The organism is Labilithrix sp. (assembly GCA_019637155.1).
GTDB lineage: Bacteria > Myxococcota_A > Polyangia > Polyangiales > Polyangiaceae > Labilithrix.
In genome coordinates, this window is record JAHBWE010000020.1 from 173,190 (window position 1) to 187,630 (window position 14,441).

General features: G+C 69.8%; 17 protein-coding genes, 1 tRNA gene and 1 pseudogene. 13 read left to right on the forward strand and 6 right to left on the reverse strand.

From position 1 onward, the window contains the following. Nucleotides 1–70: 70 nt before the first annotated feature. The 4 genes and pseudogenes from KF837_36125 (at nucleotide 71) to KF837_36140 (ending at nucleotide 3,062) form a co-directional block, all read left to right on the forward strand. Nucleotides 71–1,183: a hypothetical protein gene (locus KF837_36125; GenBank protein MBX3232809.1), complete on the forward strand. Its 1,113-nt coding sequence runs from the start codon at nucleotides 71–73 to the stop codon at nucleotides 1,181–1,183. A gap of 40 nt (nucleotides 1,184–1,223) precedes the next feature. After that, entirely contained in the window at nucleotides 1,224–1,673 is a 450-nt protein-coding gene (locus KF837_36130; protein ID MBX3232810.1) for an ATP-binding cassette domain-containing protein, read from the forward strand. Next, a pseudogene (locus KF837_36135) lies at nucleotides 1,658–2,074 on the forward strand (ABC transporter permease subunit). The gene KF837_36130 and the pseudogene KF837_36135 overlap by 16 nt, the downstream one beginning before the upstream one ends. A gap of 13 nt (nucleotides 2,075–2,087) precedes the next feature. Next, on the forward strand, nucleotides 2,088–3,062 hold the full coding sequence (locus KF837_36140) for a mechanosensitive ion channel (protein MBX3232811.1): 975 nt from the start codon (nucleotides 2,088–2,090) through the stop codon (nucleotides 3,060–3,062). 24 nt (nucleotides 3,063–3,086) lie between these two features. Here KF837_36140 and KF837_36145 read toward each other — a convergent pair whose 3' ends face one another. The 3 genes from KF837_36145 to KF837_36155 all read right to left on the reverse strand — a co-directional run bounded on the left by KF837_36145 (nucleotide 3,087) and on the right by KF837_36155 (nucleotide 4,967). Continuing rightward, nucleotides 3,087–4,211, reverse strand: a complete 1,125-nt coding sequence (locus KF837_36145; GenBank protein MBX3232812.1) for a choice-of-anchor L domain-containing protein — start codon at nucleotides 4,209–4,211, stop codon at nucleotides 3,087–3,089. Between the two features lie 142 nt (nucleotides 4,212–4,353). Further along, nucleotides 4,354–4,437, reverse strand: a tRNA-Leu gene (locus KF837_36150). Between the two features lie 35 nt (nucleotides 4,438–4,472). Then, entirely contained in the window at nucleotides 4,473–4,967 is a 495-nt protein-coding gene (locus KF837_36155) for an AAA family ATPase (protein MBX3232813.1), read from the reverse strand. A gap of 238 nt (nucleotides 4,968–5,205) precedes the next feature. Between KF837_36155 and KF837_36160 the strand changes: the two genes are divergently transcribed. The 3 genes from KF837_36160 to KF837_36170 all read left to right on the forward strand — a co-directional run bounded on the left by KF837_36160 (nucleotide 5,206) and on the right by KF837_36170 (nucleotide 6,402). Next, nucleotides 5,206–5,415 (forward strand): hypothetical protein, encoded by a 210-nt coding sequence (locus KF837_36160; GenBank protein MBX3232814.1) that lies wholly within the window; start codon nucleotides 5,206–5,208, stop codon nucleotides 5,413–5,415. Continuing rightward, the gene (locus tag KF837_36165) at nucleotides 5,412–5,786 is read left to right on the forward strand and encodes a PIN domain-containing protein (protein ID MBX3232815.1); all 375 of its coding nucleotides are present in this window, start codon (nucleotides 5,412–5,414) and stop codon (nucleotides 5,784–5,786) included. Before KF837_36160 ends, KF837_36165 begins: the two co-directional genes overlap by 4 nt. 238 nt (nucleotides 5,787–6,024) lie before the next feature. Next, complete coding sequence (locus KF837_36170; protein MBX3232816.1) at nucleotides 6,025–6,402, forward strand: heavy metal-binding domain-containing protein; 378 nt, start codon at nucleotides 6,025–6,027, stop codon at nucleotides 6,400–6,402. On the opposite strand, the gene KF837_36175 is transcribed toward KF837_36170, so the two are convergent. Next, nucleotides 6,359–7,411, reverse strand: coding sequence for a PKD domain-containing protein (locus tag KF837_36175; protein ID MBX3232817.1), 1,053 nt, complete (start codon nucleotides 7,409–7,411; stop codon nucleotides 6,359–6,361). The two genes, KF837_36170 and KF837_36175, sit on opposite strands and share 44 nt — an antisense overlap. A gap of 38 nt (nucleotides 7,412–7,449) precedes the next feature. Between KF837_36175 and KF837_36180 the strand changes: the two genes are divergently transcribed. From KF837_36180 to KF837_36190, 3 genes are read left to right on the forward strand one after another with little or no spacing between them, the layout of a single operon-like run. After that, the gene (locus KF837_36180; GenBank protein MBX3232818.1) at nucleotides 7,450–7,947 is read left to right on the forward strand and encodes a nuclear transport factor 2 family protein; all 498 of its coding nucleotides are present in this window, start codon (nucleotides 7,450–7,452) and stop codon (nucleotides 7,945–7,947) included. 19 nt (nucleotides 7,948–7,966) lie between these two features. Next, nucleotides 7,967–9,028, forward strand: a complete 1,062-nt coding sequence (locus KF837_36185; protein ID MBX3232819.1) for a hypothetical protein — start codon at nucleotides 7,967–7,969, stop codon at nucleotides 9,026–9,028. An 18-nt stretch (nucleotides 9,029–9,046) separates the two neighbouring features. Then, nucleotides 9,047–9,694: a histidine phosphatase family protein gene (locus KF837_36190; protein ID MBX3232820.1), complete on the forward strand. Its 648-nt coding sequence runs from the start codon at nucleotides 9,047–9,049 to the stop codon at nucleotides 9,692–9,694. Nucleotides 9,695–9,697: 3 nt separating this feature from the next. On the opposite strand, the gene KF837_36195 is transcribed toward KF837_36190, so the two are convergent. Both KF837_36195 and KF837_36200 read right to left on the reverse strand, forming a co-directional pair. Beyond that, complete coding sequence (locus KF837_36195) at nucleotides 9,698–10,858, reverse strand: hypothetical protein (protein MBX3232821.1); 1,161 nt, start codon at nucleotides 10,856–10,858, stop codon at nucleotides 9,698–9,700. A 77-nt stretch (nucleotides 10,859–10,935) separates the two neighbouring features. Then, a complete protein-coding gene (locus KF837_36200; GenBank protein ID MBX3232822.1) occupies nucleotides 10,936–11,928 on the reverse strand; it encodes a hypothetical protein in 993 nt (330 codons plus the stop codon). A 149-nt stretch (nucleotides 11,929–12,077) separates the two neighbouring features. Here KF837_36200 and KF837_36205 point away from each other — a divergent pair, with 149 nt between their 5' ends. The 3 genes from KF837_36205 to KF837_36215 form a co-directional block, all read left to right on the forward strand. Next, nucleotides 12,078–13,244: a histidine kinase gene (locus KF837_36205; GenBank protein ID MBX3232823.1), complete on the forward strand. Its 1,167-nt coding sequence runs from the start codon at nucleotides 12,078–12,080 to the stop codon at nucleotides 13,242–13,244. Beyond that, nucleotides 13,241–14,041, forward strand: a complete 801-nt coding sequence (locus KF837_36210; protein MBX3232824.1) for a response regulator transcription factor — start codon at nucleotides 13,241–13,243, stop codon at nucleotides 14,039–14,041. The genes KF837_36205 and KF837_36210 overlap by 4 nt, the downstream gene beginning before the upstream one ends. 180 nt (nucleotides 14,042–14,221) lie before the next feature. Further along, on the forward strand, nucleotides 14,222–14,441 hold a 220-nt coding region (locus tag KF837_36215; protein ID MBX3232825.1), incomplete at its 3' end, for a hypothetical protein.

Here is a 14,441-nt window from a genome sequence, read left to right on the forward strand (position 1 = left end):
CTCCGCTCCCCGAGCACGCACAGCGAGGACTCGACGTCCGCCCGCTCTTCCACTTCACTTGGAACGACACATGTCGAGCGAAACGCTTCTCGCGGAGTACGACCAGGTCTTGCCGATCCTTCGCGCGCGCGGTGATGCGGTCGCAGACGAGCTGCGTGAGCTGCTCGCGTCCGACCCGACGCTGAAGGTGCACTCCGTCGCGTGGCGGTCGAAGGACCGCGAGAGCCTGGCACGGAAGCTCGCGCGGCCGGATCGGAGCTACACCGACCTCTGGTCGCTCACCGACCTCGTCGGGGTGCGCGTCATCACCTACTTCGCGGACGCCGTCGACCGCGTCGGCGAGTTCGTCGAGGCGAACCTCCCGGTCGACCTCCGGCACTCTACCGACAAGCGCAGGCGCGAGGACTTCGGCTACCGCTCCCTCCACTACGTCTGCCGGCTCGGCGGGCCGCTCCCCGAGCGAGCGTGCTTCGAGGTGCAGGTGCGGACCGTGCTCGAGCACGCGTGGGCCGAGATCGAGCACGACCTCGGCTACAAGGCGACGGAGCAGATCCCGCTCGCCGTTCGGCGCCGCTTGAGCCGTCTCGCGGGGCTCCTCGAGCTCGCCGACCAGGAGTTCGGCGCGATCCGCAGCGATCTCGAGCGGTATGCGCGCTCACTCCCCGAACGGATCGAGGCCGCAGGCTCGTCCGTTCCACTCGATGGCTTCTCGCTCGCCGCGCTCCTCGAGTGCGCCGAGGTGCAGACGCTGGACGCCGCGATCTCCTCCGCCCTCCGCAAGGAGCTGGGAGACGAGCCGTTCTACCCGGACTACCTCCTGAAGATGCTCGTCGCGAGCGGTGTCCGGACGACGGAGGACGCGCGCCGAGGTCTCCGCGAGCACGAGCACGCGGTCGTCGCGATGGTGGAGCCGTACTTCGCGCTGACGGAGCAGCTCTGGCAGCTCACACCCAAGCGGATGCCGCGCATCTTTCGTGGTTACTCGCTCTTCTTCCTCGCGCACGTCGAGGTGCTCCGGACGTCGACGCTCCGCCTCGAGAAGGTCGAGCGACTCGCGCGCCTCTATCGCGAGCTCGACTATCCCGACGACGCGAAGACGGCACATCACGTCGCGAGCATGTTCGTCGACGCGTTCGACCATCTCGGTCTCGGTCATGGCTCGTGTCGGTGTCGTCGCGCGTGATCGCGTCCACCCGACCCTTGACCATGAATCGAGCTTCCGTATGTCCGTTCCCATCCTCCGCGTAGAGGGCCTGTCTTGCACCTATGAGTCGAGTCGCGGGCGCGTCGTCGCGCTCGAGGACGTGGGCTTCGAGCTCGGACACGCCGCGCGCCTCGCCGTCGTCGGCGAGAGCGGCGCGGGCAAGTCGACGTTGCTGCGCTGCCTGAACCTGCTCGTGCGGCCGTCGCGCGGCTCCGTCGAGGTCGACGGCGAGGTCCTCACCTCGCTCGGAGAGCGCGACCTCGCGTGCGCCCGCCGGCGCATCGGCATGGTCTTCCAGCACTTCGCGCTGCTCCACCGGCGCACCGTGCGCGAGAACGTCGCGCTCCCGCTCGAGCTCGCCGGCGTCACGCGAACGACGATCGCCCGCCGCGTCGACGAGCTCCTCGAGCGGGTGCGCCTCGGCGACAAGGCCAGCGCCTACCCCGCGCAGCTCTCCTCGTGTCGGTGATCCCGCTGACGCGCTGGCTCATCGGCACCAGCATCGGCACGGCCGCGGCGATCGTGCCGCTCGCGCTCTCCGCGGCGCCGTTCGTCGCGCGCCTCTACGAAGAGGCGCTGAGGCAGATCGACCCGGCGACGATCGAGGCGGCGCGCTCGTTCGGCGCGAGCCGCTGGCAAATCGTCACACGCGTCCTCTTGCCCGAGGCCGTCCCCGGCCTCGTGTCGGCCACCACCGTCATGGTCGTGAGCCTCGTCGGCTCATCGGCGATGGCCGGCGCGGTGGGCGGCGGCGGCTTGGGCGACCTCGGCATCCGCTACGGCTACCAGCGTTTCCAGCCCGGCGTGATGGCGGCCGTCGTCGTGGTGCTCGTCGTCCTGGTGAACGCCGTGCAGTGGCTCGGCGACCGCGCGCTGGCACTTCGTGCTCGCCGTCGCGGCGGTCGCGGTCGCGGCGTGGCTCGTGGAGGTGGTGCTTCGGCGTCGATGGAACCCGTCGCGGCGGCGGCTGATGGAGGCGCAGCTCCTCGCGCTGCGCAGCGCGCTCGTGCTCGCCGGCGCGATCCGCCTCGTCGTCGAGGTGCTGGAGTGGCTTCACGCACCGGCGTGGGTCGCCGTCGGCGCCGGCTTCGTCGCGATCGTGGCGTGGATGAACGCCGGCCTGCGCGTCGCGCGCGTCTTCGTCTTCCAGTGGCTCTTCGCCGGCAGCGAGCGCGAAGGCGTTCCGGCGCTGCTGGTGGACGTCTTCACGGTGGCGGCGTCGGTCGTGGTCTTCGGGGTGCTCCTGCACGCCATCTTCCTCATCGAGGTGACGTCGCTCCTCGCGACGTCGGCGGTGCTGTCGGTCGTCCTGGGCCTCGCGTTGCAGGACACGCTCGGACAGCTCCTCGCCGGCATCTCACTCCAGCTCGATCGCCCCTTTCGGCTCGGTGACTGGGTCGAGGTGCTCTCGGGGAGCGAGCGCATCAGCGGCCAGGTGCTGGAGGTCTCGTGGCGCGCGACGCTGCTCCTCGCGATCGGGGAGGAGCTCGTCACGATCCCGAACAAGACGATGGCGCAGGGGCTCGTGCTCAACTTCTCGGGCCGAGAGCGCCCGTTCGTGCGCGGACACTTCTTCCGCGTGCCGCTCGACGCCGACCTCGCGCTCGTGAAGAAGCAGCTCACGCAGGCGGCGCTGGAGACGAAGGGGATCGCGCGCGAGCCTGCCCCGGTGCCGCTCGTCATCGAGACGACGGAGTCTTGGATCATGATCAAGATGATCAACTTCATCGACGACTACGGCGCCCAGTTCAACATCGGCGATGCCTTCCAGACGCACGCGCTCGAGCTACTCGCGGCGCACGGCGTCGAGCTGGCGGCGCAGCGAGTCGAGCTCGTAGGTGCACGAGGCTCGAAATAGCCGGGGCTCGACGGCTGACGCGTCTCAACGCACGCGTTCGGTCGTCGGCTCCGGCACCGCGGCGCCGACCCACTGGAAGTTGTCGACGAGCACGCTCGAGTCGAGGTTGGCGTCGCCCGTGTCCCAGATCGCGAGCTGCAGGGTGAACGTCTCGCCCGCTTCGATCGGCGCAGCAGAGGTGAGCCATCCCGTCGCGCCGCCCTTCGTGGCCTTCTTCGCGTCGCAGCCGAAACCGACGAGCCCGAAGCCGGTCCCCGCGAGCTCGTCCGGACCGGCCGGGCAGAGCGCCGACGCCTTCTCGTTGCCCGCGCAGCCGGTCTTGGCGCCGGGCGTGCAGCGATCGAAGAAGGCGTTGTTCACGCTGACGGGGTTGTTCTTCGCGTCGAACGAGATGTTGTCGTTCGTCGCCTTCGAGGTCAAAAACGCGATGAAGCCGTCGTTGAACTGCGAGCACACGAACGCGGGCCACTCGCTCGAATGGAAGTCGAAGTCGAACTTCAGGCCCGCGGCGTTCTTCGGCGCCTTGAGCGTGAGCTTCAAGACGATGACGTCGGCGACGTTACCGTGCTGCTTGCAGTTCTCCGTCGCCTTCGGATACCCCGGCGGCAGCGCCGTGCGGCTCGTCTTCCAGCCCCACCACTTCTGACCGTCGGCGAAGGCGCGGCCGCTCTTGCCGTTGAACTCCTGCGCGAAGCCGGTGCTGAGCACGCCGAGGAGGGAGCCCTCACGCGGGCGGAGCTCGTCGCCGAACTTCGAGAGGACGCCGTGCTGCGCGGGCTCCGGGGCGCTCGCGTCGTCGAACCCGCGCAGGAACTCTGCGCCAACGAGCCCGAAGCCGTCCTTCTCGGCGTCGTGACAGATCCCGATCGCATGCGCGAAGTCGGTCGCGCCGTCACCGCCCACGTCGTCGCACGAACGCGCGTTGTCCACCGTGCCGTCATCGTCGTTGTCGCAGCCGTCGCCCGGCACGTCGTAGAACGAAGGATCCTTCACGCAGTCGCCCGACGACGCGCTCCCCGCGCCCGTCGCGCCTGCCGTGAAGCCCCCCGTCGCGGGCTCGACGGCGTCTTGTGCGGTCTCCGTCGCGGCGGTGGAAGAGGCGCATGCGGCGACGAGCGAGGCGAGAACGAACGGAGCGAGCGTCTTCACAGAGAGACACTGTTGTTTTATTGTGCCCCCCGAGCACGTCTCATCGGCAGTAAGCTCGAAATGTTACACACTGGTCCGCCCGACCACCGGAGCGCGTGTGCGACGCTCTGAAACCACGTTCAGCGCGCGCGCATTTCGTTGATGGTGCACGGGGCGGGACTTGAACCCGCACGCCTCTCGGCGATGGAACCTAAACCCATTGCGTCTGCCATTCCGCCACCCGTGCGAGGTGTTTTCTGGGGCACTTCATGGGCAGTGCCCTCAGTTCAGGTACCGCAAACCCCAGGTCCGCGAAAGACCCACACGCGGGCGCGCCGTCTGTAGCCCATGATCTGCCCCGAGGAGCGGTGGCCGGTGCGGTCCGGCATGCGGGAGACCGTCCCGCGGGTGCGCGCAAAGATCGTCATCACGTCGTCCTCGCTGATCCCGTCGTTGCTGCCGACGCATGCGGCGCGCAGCTCGATCGCCGCGCCGCGAAGGTCGACGCTGAGGCTGTAGCCGACAGGCTCGACGGGCGCGTGGTCGCGGACGGCGAAGTGCGCCGTTGGATACTCGCCGCTCGCGTCGATCGTCACGACGGTATCGGGGCCCGCAGGTGAGCTGCACACTCCCGCGTGCGCTGCACGTCTCGCCGTGCGCCCCTCCCTTGTTCGTGTGGTGCACGATCATGATCGGGCATCCGCACTCGCGGGCGAGCTCGCGGCAGCCCGCGATGAAGCGGCGCGCGTTGTCGCTGTTGTTCTCGTCGCCGCGCATGCACTCGCGGAGCGTGTCGACGATGATGAGCGACCACGTGTCGGGCGTCCTAGAGTGGCGTCCCGCGGGGCTCTACCCTTGGGCAATTCGAGTCCGCTATTCCTGGTCTCTCGTACGCGTCCGAGGACGCCCCAGAGGACGCCCCTGCACGCCATAGGAGTGGCCCGCGGTCAGGTCGGGCGACTCTCTACAACACGATCGAATTAGCACCGCCCGCAAGACGTGCAAGACTTCCTTCATGGCGAGCGCCGCACGTTCAAAACTCAACCGCAAAGACGGACCGCGCGCGAAGCCTGCTTCGGCGAAGGTGAGGCTCGACATAGAGCCGCGGACGGCCAAGCGCGGCATGACATCCGCGGAGGTGAACGCGCTCTTCACGAAGCTCGAAGCCGACGGGCTCGGGGACGATCGTTCCGCCGTGGAGAGCCTGCTCGCCGATCGTCGATGAAGTTCGTCCTCGACGCATGCGTCGCGGTCTCGGCGCTCCGTCCGCGCGAGCCCTACTTCGAGATCACTCGCCCGCGCATCAAGCGCGTGTTGACCGCGAGGGACGCGCCAACGGTGCCCGCCATCTTCGAGGCGGAGGTCATCGCGAGCCTGACGAAGCACGAGGTCACGTACAGAACGCGAAGGCCTACGTCGACGCGGTGCTATCGCAGTGCGCCATCGCGCCGATACGGCAAGCTCGCCGCCGAGACGGGCTTGAAGGCGGCCGATGCGATCTACGCCCAGCTCGCCGTTCGTCTCGACACGAAGCTTCTCACCGTCGATGAGCAGCTCCTTCGGCTGACACCCGACGGTCGCGCCCAGCGGCCCTGAGCTACGACGCAGCTCCCGCAGTTCTGAGAGCAGCTCGGAGATCGTGCGATTCTGCTCCCTCACCTGGCTCCGCAGCTCGGCCAGCTCCAACGCCTGCCCCGAGAAGTGCCCCATGCTGACGCGTCTCGGGAGCAGTCGAGATCGGATGGTCCCTGTTTTCAGCGGCGATCGGAGCGGGGGGAAGGCGGCGACGGCGGCCAAGCAACGGGGCTGGGGGTCGTCTAAGCTTTCGATGGTCATGACGGGGTCGCCATATCGTTCTGCGGAGCCGCAGGTTCAGACCAACGTCGCGGTGACGACCGGGACCGAGGTCCCCGGCTGTCGCGTGAAGCAGCTCCTCGGCGTCGTGCGTGGCATCGCGCTCCGGCGGGAGCGCGGGCCCGACGAGCCGCCGCTCGGGCCCTTCACCGCCGCGCGCCAGGCGGCCGAGTACCGGATGATCGAAGAAGCGAAGCTGCTCCGCGCCGACGCGGTGATCGGCATGCGGTACGACTCGAACGAGATCGAGGTCGTCGCCTACGGCACGGCGGTGCGCCTCGAGGAGGTCGCGACGCCGCGGAACGGCGAGACCGTCACGGCGTCACGCACTCCGAGAACGGGCCAGGGGAACACGTGAGCCCCTCGCAGCACGGCGCGACGTAGCCGAAGCGGCCGTTGCAGTGCTGCTTCTCGCGCGCGCAGACGGCCACCTCGTGCTTCGCCTCGACGCTGCGCTCGAGCGCGTCGGTCACGCGCGCGATCACGACGTGGCGCGCCTTCCGCGCGCTCAGCTCGAACGTGTGCGTCGTCGTCCCCGACTCCGAGGAGCCGAAATCGCCTTCGAGGCTCCATGTCACGGCGGTCGGGCTCGGGCTCGCGATCACGTCGAACGTCGCCGGTCCCTCCGGCACCAGCGCCGGCCCCTCGATCTTCGCCGTGAGCGGCGCGACGCGGCGGCAGACCGTGAAGCCCCCGCCGTCGGGAGGGAGACAATACGTGTCCGTGACGCAGCAGCCACCCTCCACCGCGCACTGCGCGCCCTCCTCGCCGCAGCGGAACTGCAGCTGGAAGGGCGTCGTGTTGGAGGCGCCGTTCGCGTCCGTCGCGGTCACGGTGCTCGAGCCCGACGTGCGCCGGAGGAACGTGTGCGTGACCTCCGGGACCGGCGTCTCGATCGGATCGGTCCCGTCGTTGAAGGACCAGCGATAAGCCTTCACCGGACTTCGCGAGGCGAGGAGCGTCGCCTTCAGCACCACCGGCTCGCCGAGCGGGAGCTCGCCCGGATCGACGAAGCGGACGTCGGGCCCCCACGGCTTCCGCTGGCACTTGTCGTCGGTCGTCTGATCGCCGGGTGGGCAGTACATCGTCGACGGACACGCCGCGCACGTCGCGACGCACTCGTAGCTCGTCGACGTGCCGGAGAAGATGATGTTGTCCCGCTCGAACTCCTGACAGATCCAGCCGGACTGGCAGGAGCCGCGGTCCTCCTTGCAGTCGCGCGTGCAGATGCCGCTCGTGCACCGGCCCGAGTCGCAGTCACCGTCCGTCTTGCACGCTTCGCCGTCGTTCACGTCGCCGCTCGGAAGCACACCGCAACCGACCACGGCGACGAACGCGACGAGCCCCCACCAGGCTCCGCTCCGCATCCCCGTCAGGATAGCAACAAACGTGCGAAGCTCGGGGCATGCGCTTCCTCCTCGTTTTCACGTGCCTCGCCGCCGTCGGGTGCGCACGTCCGGCCGCACCGTCCGCGCCTCCGCCGGCCGCGCCCGCGATCACCCAGCTCCTCGACGACTGGCACGACGCCGCCTCGAAGGCCGACGAAGAGCGGTACTTCGGTCATTTCGCGAACGGCGCGGTCTTCATGGGGACCGACGCGACCGAGCGTTGGACCTTGCCGCAGTTCCGTGCGTACGCGCATCCGCACTTCGCGAAAGGGAAGGCGTGGAGCTTCCGTGCGATCCGGCGCGACATCTCGTTCGTGGGCGACGTGGCGTGGTTCGACGAGGACCTCGACACCCCGAACCTCGGGCCCGCCCGCGGAAGCGGCGTCCTCGTGCGCGAGCCCGGCCCCAGAGACGAAGGGACCTGGAAGATTGCACACTACAACCTTTCGATCACCGTCCCGAACGAGCGGATGAAGGAGGTAAAGGCGCTGATTGCTACGCCGCCGGCGCCGTAGTTCGGGCTATGCTGAAGGGATGGGGAAGCCGTGGCTCTCGCGAGCCATCTTCGCCAGCTCCATGGGGGTGGGGCTGGCGGCATGCACCGTCATCACGGGTGTCGGCGATCTCGTCGTCGGCGACGCGCCCGACGCGTCGGAGGCGAGCGCGCCGGTACCCACCGTGACCGGATCAATCGCGCCGCCGACACCGGCACGCGACGCGAGCGACGACGGGAGCCTGCTCGGCGATCCCGACGCGTCCGTCGTCGACGGATGCAGCGCCGCAGAATGCAGCGACGTGCCGGCCGGCTACCAGCTCGTCGCGCTCGGACCGCGGGACGCCGCGTGTCCGGCCGACTTCGGCGCGCCCGCCGACGTGGTCGAGACGCCGTCGCTCGATCCCGGCGCGTGCACGTGCAGCTGCAGCGTGACCCAGCCGCCCACCTGCAACGCCTCCCCCAACGCCCAGATCATGTCCTCGTTCGGACCGAACGGCGCCGCCTGTCTGCAGCCGTCCGCGACGATCCCTGCTCGCTGCGACGGGAGCGGCTTCCTCGGCCCCTTCCCCGCCAACGAGCGCAGGTACGTGCCCGTCGCCGCGACGCGGACGGGCGGCACCTGCTCGCGCACCGCCGTGAAGGACGACTCCAAGCTCAAGACGGTCGCGCGCCGCCTCTGTCGGGCGAGCGTCGTCCCGCAGTGCGACGGCAAGACGTGCGCGCCCGCCGTCACACCGTACGCGGCGTGCATCGCCACGACCGGTGACGTGCCGGAGTGCCCCGCCGCGTGGCCGGAGCGTCATCTCGTCGGCGCGAGCGCGAGCTTCGGCTGCACGAACGACTGCGGTTGCAGCGTCGGCGGCAACTGCCCCACGCGCGGGAGGGTCTCCTACTTCGCGAGCGCCGACTGCAGCGGCGCCGCGGGAATCGTGTTTACCGCTAACAACGCGTGTACGGCGACGGCCGGATCCGGCGCCGCTGCGTACGCCTCGCACCGCTACGATCCCGATCCGCCGACCGGCGTCGGCTGCCAGCCGAACGGCGCCGCGCCCCCGACCGGACCGACGCTCGCGCAACCGACGACCGTTTGCTGTAAGTGATGGAGCATGGGTCTCGTCATGAAGCTGGTTCGCCACGGCGAGTCGGAGGCGAACATCGGTCTCGTGTCCGCGCACGAGGTCGGCGATCCGGGCATTCCGCTCTCGGAGCGCGGGCGCGAGCAGGCGCGCGCGGTCGGACGCCACATCGGCCGCGGGTTCATCGAGGGCGCGCTCGTGTACTCGTCGCCGTACCAACGCACGCGCGACACGCTCCTCGAGATCCACGAAGCGGTCGGCATCGCGCCGCTCTCGCTCCGCAGCGGACGCTACGAAGACCCGCGCCTGCGCGAGGTCGAGCACGGGTACGAGCCGGTCGAGACGCAGGAGGAGCTGCGCAAGCGGCACGGCTGGTTCTACTACCGCTTCCGCGGCGGCGAGAGCCCGGCCGACTGCTACGACCGCACCTCCGCGTTCCTCGAGTCGCTCATGCGCCAGATCGAGCGGAAGAAGTCGGACCGCGTCCTCATCGTCACGCACGGCCTCACGATCCGCTGCTTCGTGATGCGCTTCATGCACCTCTCGGTCGAGGAGTTCGACTCCCTCGCCAACCCGCACAACTGCGACGTGATCACGATCTCGGAGAACGGCGACCTCGCCGACGCCCAGTTCACCTCCGGGCGCTGGGCGGTCTCGGGGCTCCGCCTCCGCCCGCCGGAGGACGGCTGACGCTCAGCGGCGGCGCTTCCTGACCGCGAGCTCCTCGAGCGCCTCGAACGCGGCCTCCTCGGACTCGGACGTCGCCGCCTCGAGCGCGACGCGGAGCTTCGGCGACGCCGTCGCCTCCGCCGCGACGCGGACGCGCGTCTTGCCCTCCTCGTCGAGGCCCTTGCGGAGGAGGAGCGCCGCGCCCGCGCGCGCGTCCTCGGCCGCGCGCGGGTCCTCGACCACGCGCCACAGGTCCTCCGCCCGCACCGACGCGCGGCGATATCCGACTTCGTCGGACGAGAGCGCGGCGAGCGCCTTCCTCCACTCCTCGGGAGTGCGTTCGCCCCGCGCGACGAGCGCCGACACGTCCGCGACCGGGCCGAGCGCGCGCTGGCTCGCGTGCGCTTCGCGAATACGCGCCAGGACCGCGTCGCGATATTCGGTCTCGACGCCGCCGCCTTTCGACTTGTCGGAATTCAGATAAAGGATTTCCTGTTTCCCATTTCGGAGCTCGAGCAAGATAGAGGTCAATCCCTCGGGCTGGACGCGGACGATGTCGGCCATCGGGAAGAAGCGCTTCCACCCCATCCAGCGCAACAGGACGCCGTCGCGACCGACGACGATCTTCGCCCGGAGCATCGCGAGGACGATGAGCGGAGCGGCGAAGCCCATCCAGAGCGGACCCGCGCGCGGGCCGAGCAGCGGGGCGAAGGCGGACGCCGCCGCGAGGCTCGCGAGCATGACGAGGATACGCCGGCCCACCGTGCGCATCAGCGGCGACGCGGCGGTGAACTCGGCGCGCTGCTGACTCGCGTCGAGGCCGAGCGCCGCGAGCAGGGCGTTGCCTTCGTCCTGCGACGCGACCTCCGCCTCGAAGACGAGGCGTTGCCACCGATCGAAGAGCTGAACGGTCGAGCCGGCCGCCCTCTTCTTCGCGTCCTTCGCGACGGGCGGACGAGGCTGATAGCGACCGGAGGCGATCTCGGCGCGGGGGATCGCGACGTCGTCGACGCGGAGCTCCGTCGCCGACGCGCGGACGTGCCGAACGCGGGGCCGCGCGAACCAGTTCGTGCGCCGCGCGCTGTACCCGATGACGGCGGCGATGGCGGCGAGGTGGACGCCGAGCGCGCCGAGGAGGAACGGCCGATGCACGAGGAAAGCGGCGAACGCCGCGAGGCCCACCACGACGGCGAGCCGGAGCCCCCGATCGACGAGGAGGTTCTTCTCGAAGACGACGAGGCGTTCGTAGAACGGACGTTCGCTCAGCGGAGGCCCTCGATCCAGCGCTTCACGACGTCGACGCCCTGCGTGTCGACCACCGTCGACGCGAGCGGCGGCATCTGGCCGTCGCCGCGCATGCCCATCGCCTTCACGAGCTCGCTCTCGTCCGGCGCGCCCGCCTTGACGCGGAGGCCGGCGCGGCCCGCGCTCGTCGTCTCGACGCCGACGAGCGTCTTGTAGAGGTCCCACTCCACCTCGGGTTCGTTCGCCGCGAGCTCCTCGAACGCGAGGCGCAGCCGGAGGCCGGTCGTCTCCGCGGTCGCCGACGGCGTCGCGTTGTGACAGGTCACGCCGCAGTTCACGTGGAGCACGCCGTAGGCCGGGTTCGGCACCGTCACCGCCGTCACCGCCGGCTTCGGGACGATCTTGTCCTCGCGCGCGAGGGTCGCGAGGGTCACGCCCGTCGCGCCGGGCTGCGCGAGCGACACCGCCTCGAAGCCGAGGAGCTTGTCCCTGCGGCCGCGATGGCACTCCGAGCACTCCGTCGTCGTGGGGATGTGGTACGGCTCGCCGTCGAGCATGACGTCGGTGCCGGCGCCGACGGTCGCCTTCGTGCCGTCCTCGGACCAGACGTACGAAGTCTGCAGCCATTTGCCGGCGTTCGTCTTCCAGAAGAAGCGCGTCTCGACCTTCTTCGGTCCCTTGTGGATGTCTTTCCAGACCTTCGTCCCGTTCGGAAACTTCCAATCATCCATCGACGTGGCGTCGACGGTCTGTCCCTCCGGGAGCTCGATGTAGCGATCCTTGTCGAGCCCGTCGCTCCAGAACGCGACGCCGGGCGCGTACGCGCGCGCGGTGGGCGCGATCGTCCTCGTCGCGAAGTCCGAATAGAGGCCCGTGCACGCGAGATCGTTCGGGACCTCGTCCTGACTCTCGGGACCGCACGCGCCGGCGCCTCCGTCCTCGCTGCTGCACGCCCCCGCGCTCGCCGCCGCCGCTGCGAGCGCGACGACGAACATCCTCCCTCCGAGCATCGTCACCTCCTCAGCTTACTCCATGGCAGTCAAACATTCGACATCGTTGACGAACACGGGTGGACCCGCGCGGCCGTCCGCCCGCGGCGCGATGCGACCCGTCGGGGTGTGTTCGCCGGGGCTGAGTCGATGGACTAGGGTCCTCGATCGTGGACGAGCGCTCCGGACTCATGGGCTGGCTGCTGCGCCTCGTGCCGGGCGCGACGTCGCAGCCCACGGCGCTGGCGAAGAACCGGCTCGTCATCGGCGTCACCATCCTCTTGCTCTCGATGGTGCTCCAGACCGCGCCGCTCGCGGTGCGCTCGCAGCAGGTCGAGCCCGTCGTCGTGCGGTTCGGCTGGTACGTGCTCGAGATGGCGACGCTCGCGGTCGCGCTCTCGACCGCGTACCACCACAACCAGCGGCGGCGCGCGACGATCGGCGCGACGCTCGCGTGGACGATCGCGATCTCGGCCGTCGTCTCGCTCGTCTTCGTCCTCCTCTACACGCTCGTCGTCGTCCCCGCCGTCCCCTCGCTGAGGAGCGACGGTCCTCCCCGCACGATGGCGTTCTCGATCACGTGGGGCCTCGTCGTCGGCATGCTCCACACCGGCGTGTGGGCGCTCGCGTTCGTGTTCCCGTACGTCGCGGAGGACGCGCGGCTCCGCGCGCTCGAGGCCGACAAGCTCAAGATCGAAGCGGAGCAGCTCAAGATCTCCGCCGAGCTCTCGCGCCTGCGCTCCCAGCTCGAGCCGCATTTCCTCCTCAACACGCTCAACGCGATCGCCGGGCTCGTGAACGAGAACCCGCGCGAAGCACGGCGCCTCATCGCGTGCCTCGGCGAGCTCCTGCGCGACGCGCTCCACGACGGCGACGAGCTGCAGCCGCTCGAGGACGAGGTCGCCTGGCTCCGGCGCTACGCCGAGATCCTCGAGTCGCGTCACGCCGGGACGCTGAGCTTCCAGTGGGACATCGAGCCCGGCACGAAGCGCACGCTCGTCCCGCGCCTCCTCCTCCAGCCGCTCGTGGAGAACGCGGTCAAACACGGCGCGCTGCGACGGACGAAGAAGCAGGAGGGCTGCGGCCTCGTCACGGTGCGCGTGCGGCTCGCCGACAGCGACGCGAAGCGCAAGGTCGTCTGCGAGATCGAGGACAACGGCCCGGGCCTCCCCAACGCCGAGCCGCGCGCGGGCGCGTTCGGGCTCCGCTCGGTGCGGCGGCGGCTCGAGCTCAAGTTCCCCGACGCGGTGCTACGCATGGAATCTACCGCCGAGGGGACGCGCTCGATCGTCGAGCTCCCCTCCCCGACGAAGGAAAACCCGAAGGAGCTGTCGTGAAGAAGAACGGCGTGAACCCCCTCCGTGCGCTCGTCCTCGAGGACGAGTGGCCCGCGCGCAACTACCTCGTCGAGCTCCTCGAGGGCACCGGCAACGCCGAGGTCGTCGGCGCGATCGCGACGATCGAAGAGGCGAAGGCCGTCCTCGCCGCGAGCGTCCCCGTCGACGTCGTCTTCGTGGACGTCCACCTCATGCCGGACGGCGAAGGCGCCGGCCTCGAGCTCGTGCGGGAGCTCGCGCGCGCGCCGGACGCGCCGCTCTTCGTCCTCGCCACCGCGTTCAAGGAGCACGCCCTCGAGGCGTTCGACCTCGGCGTCGCGGACTACCTGCTGAAGCCGTTCACGGAGGAGCGCGTCGCGGCGTGCCTCGAGCGCCTGGAAGCGCGCCGCGGCGAGCGCGGTACGGTCTCGACCCAGCAGCCGATGCGCATCGTCGCGCGGCGCGGCCGCGGGCTCGTCTTCCTCGATCCCTCGGAGGTCTGGGCGTTCGAGGCGGCGGATCGGCTGACGTCGGTCCACACCGCGCACGGAACGTTCGACGTCGACCTCTCGCTCTCCGCGATCGAGTCCTCGCTCGGCCGCACGTTCGCGCGCGTTCACCGCAACTGGCTCGTGAACGCCTCGCACATCAAGCGGCTGGACCGCGACGGCAGCGAGACCACGATCTTCGTCGGCGTCGCCCTCGCCCCGGGCGAGACCGGCGTCGAGAAGGGCCTCACCGTACCCGTCGCGCGCGAGCGTGCGCAAGGGGTCCGCGAGATGTTGCTGTCGAACGCGATGGGCGTGCGCCGGACGTAGCGCGCGCATCGACCACCGTTCTCGCATCGATCGTTACGCGTCGTTCACGCGCCGCGCGCGCGCGAGGGATTGTCCCGTCGATGCGATCCGGCATCGACATTGCTAGCGCGATCGGGCAAAGAGGAGCCGCCGAGCGGAATCCTCGGAACGTCGAATGACTTCGAAGCATCGGAGCGGCGCGTGAGGCCGCAATCCATCCGTTCGCTCGCGGCGCGGGCGGCATTTCAGCTTGCGCTCGGAGGCGCGGCGCTCGCCACCTTCGCGCCGGCGACCGCGTTCGCGCAGCAGCCCGCGGCGAACGAGGTGGTTCCCCCGAAGCTGACGAAAGACTCGCCGGCGGTGTATCCGGAGCAAGCGCTCCGGGAGAAGGTCGCGGGGCGGGTCGTCGTGAACCTGATCC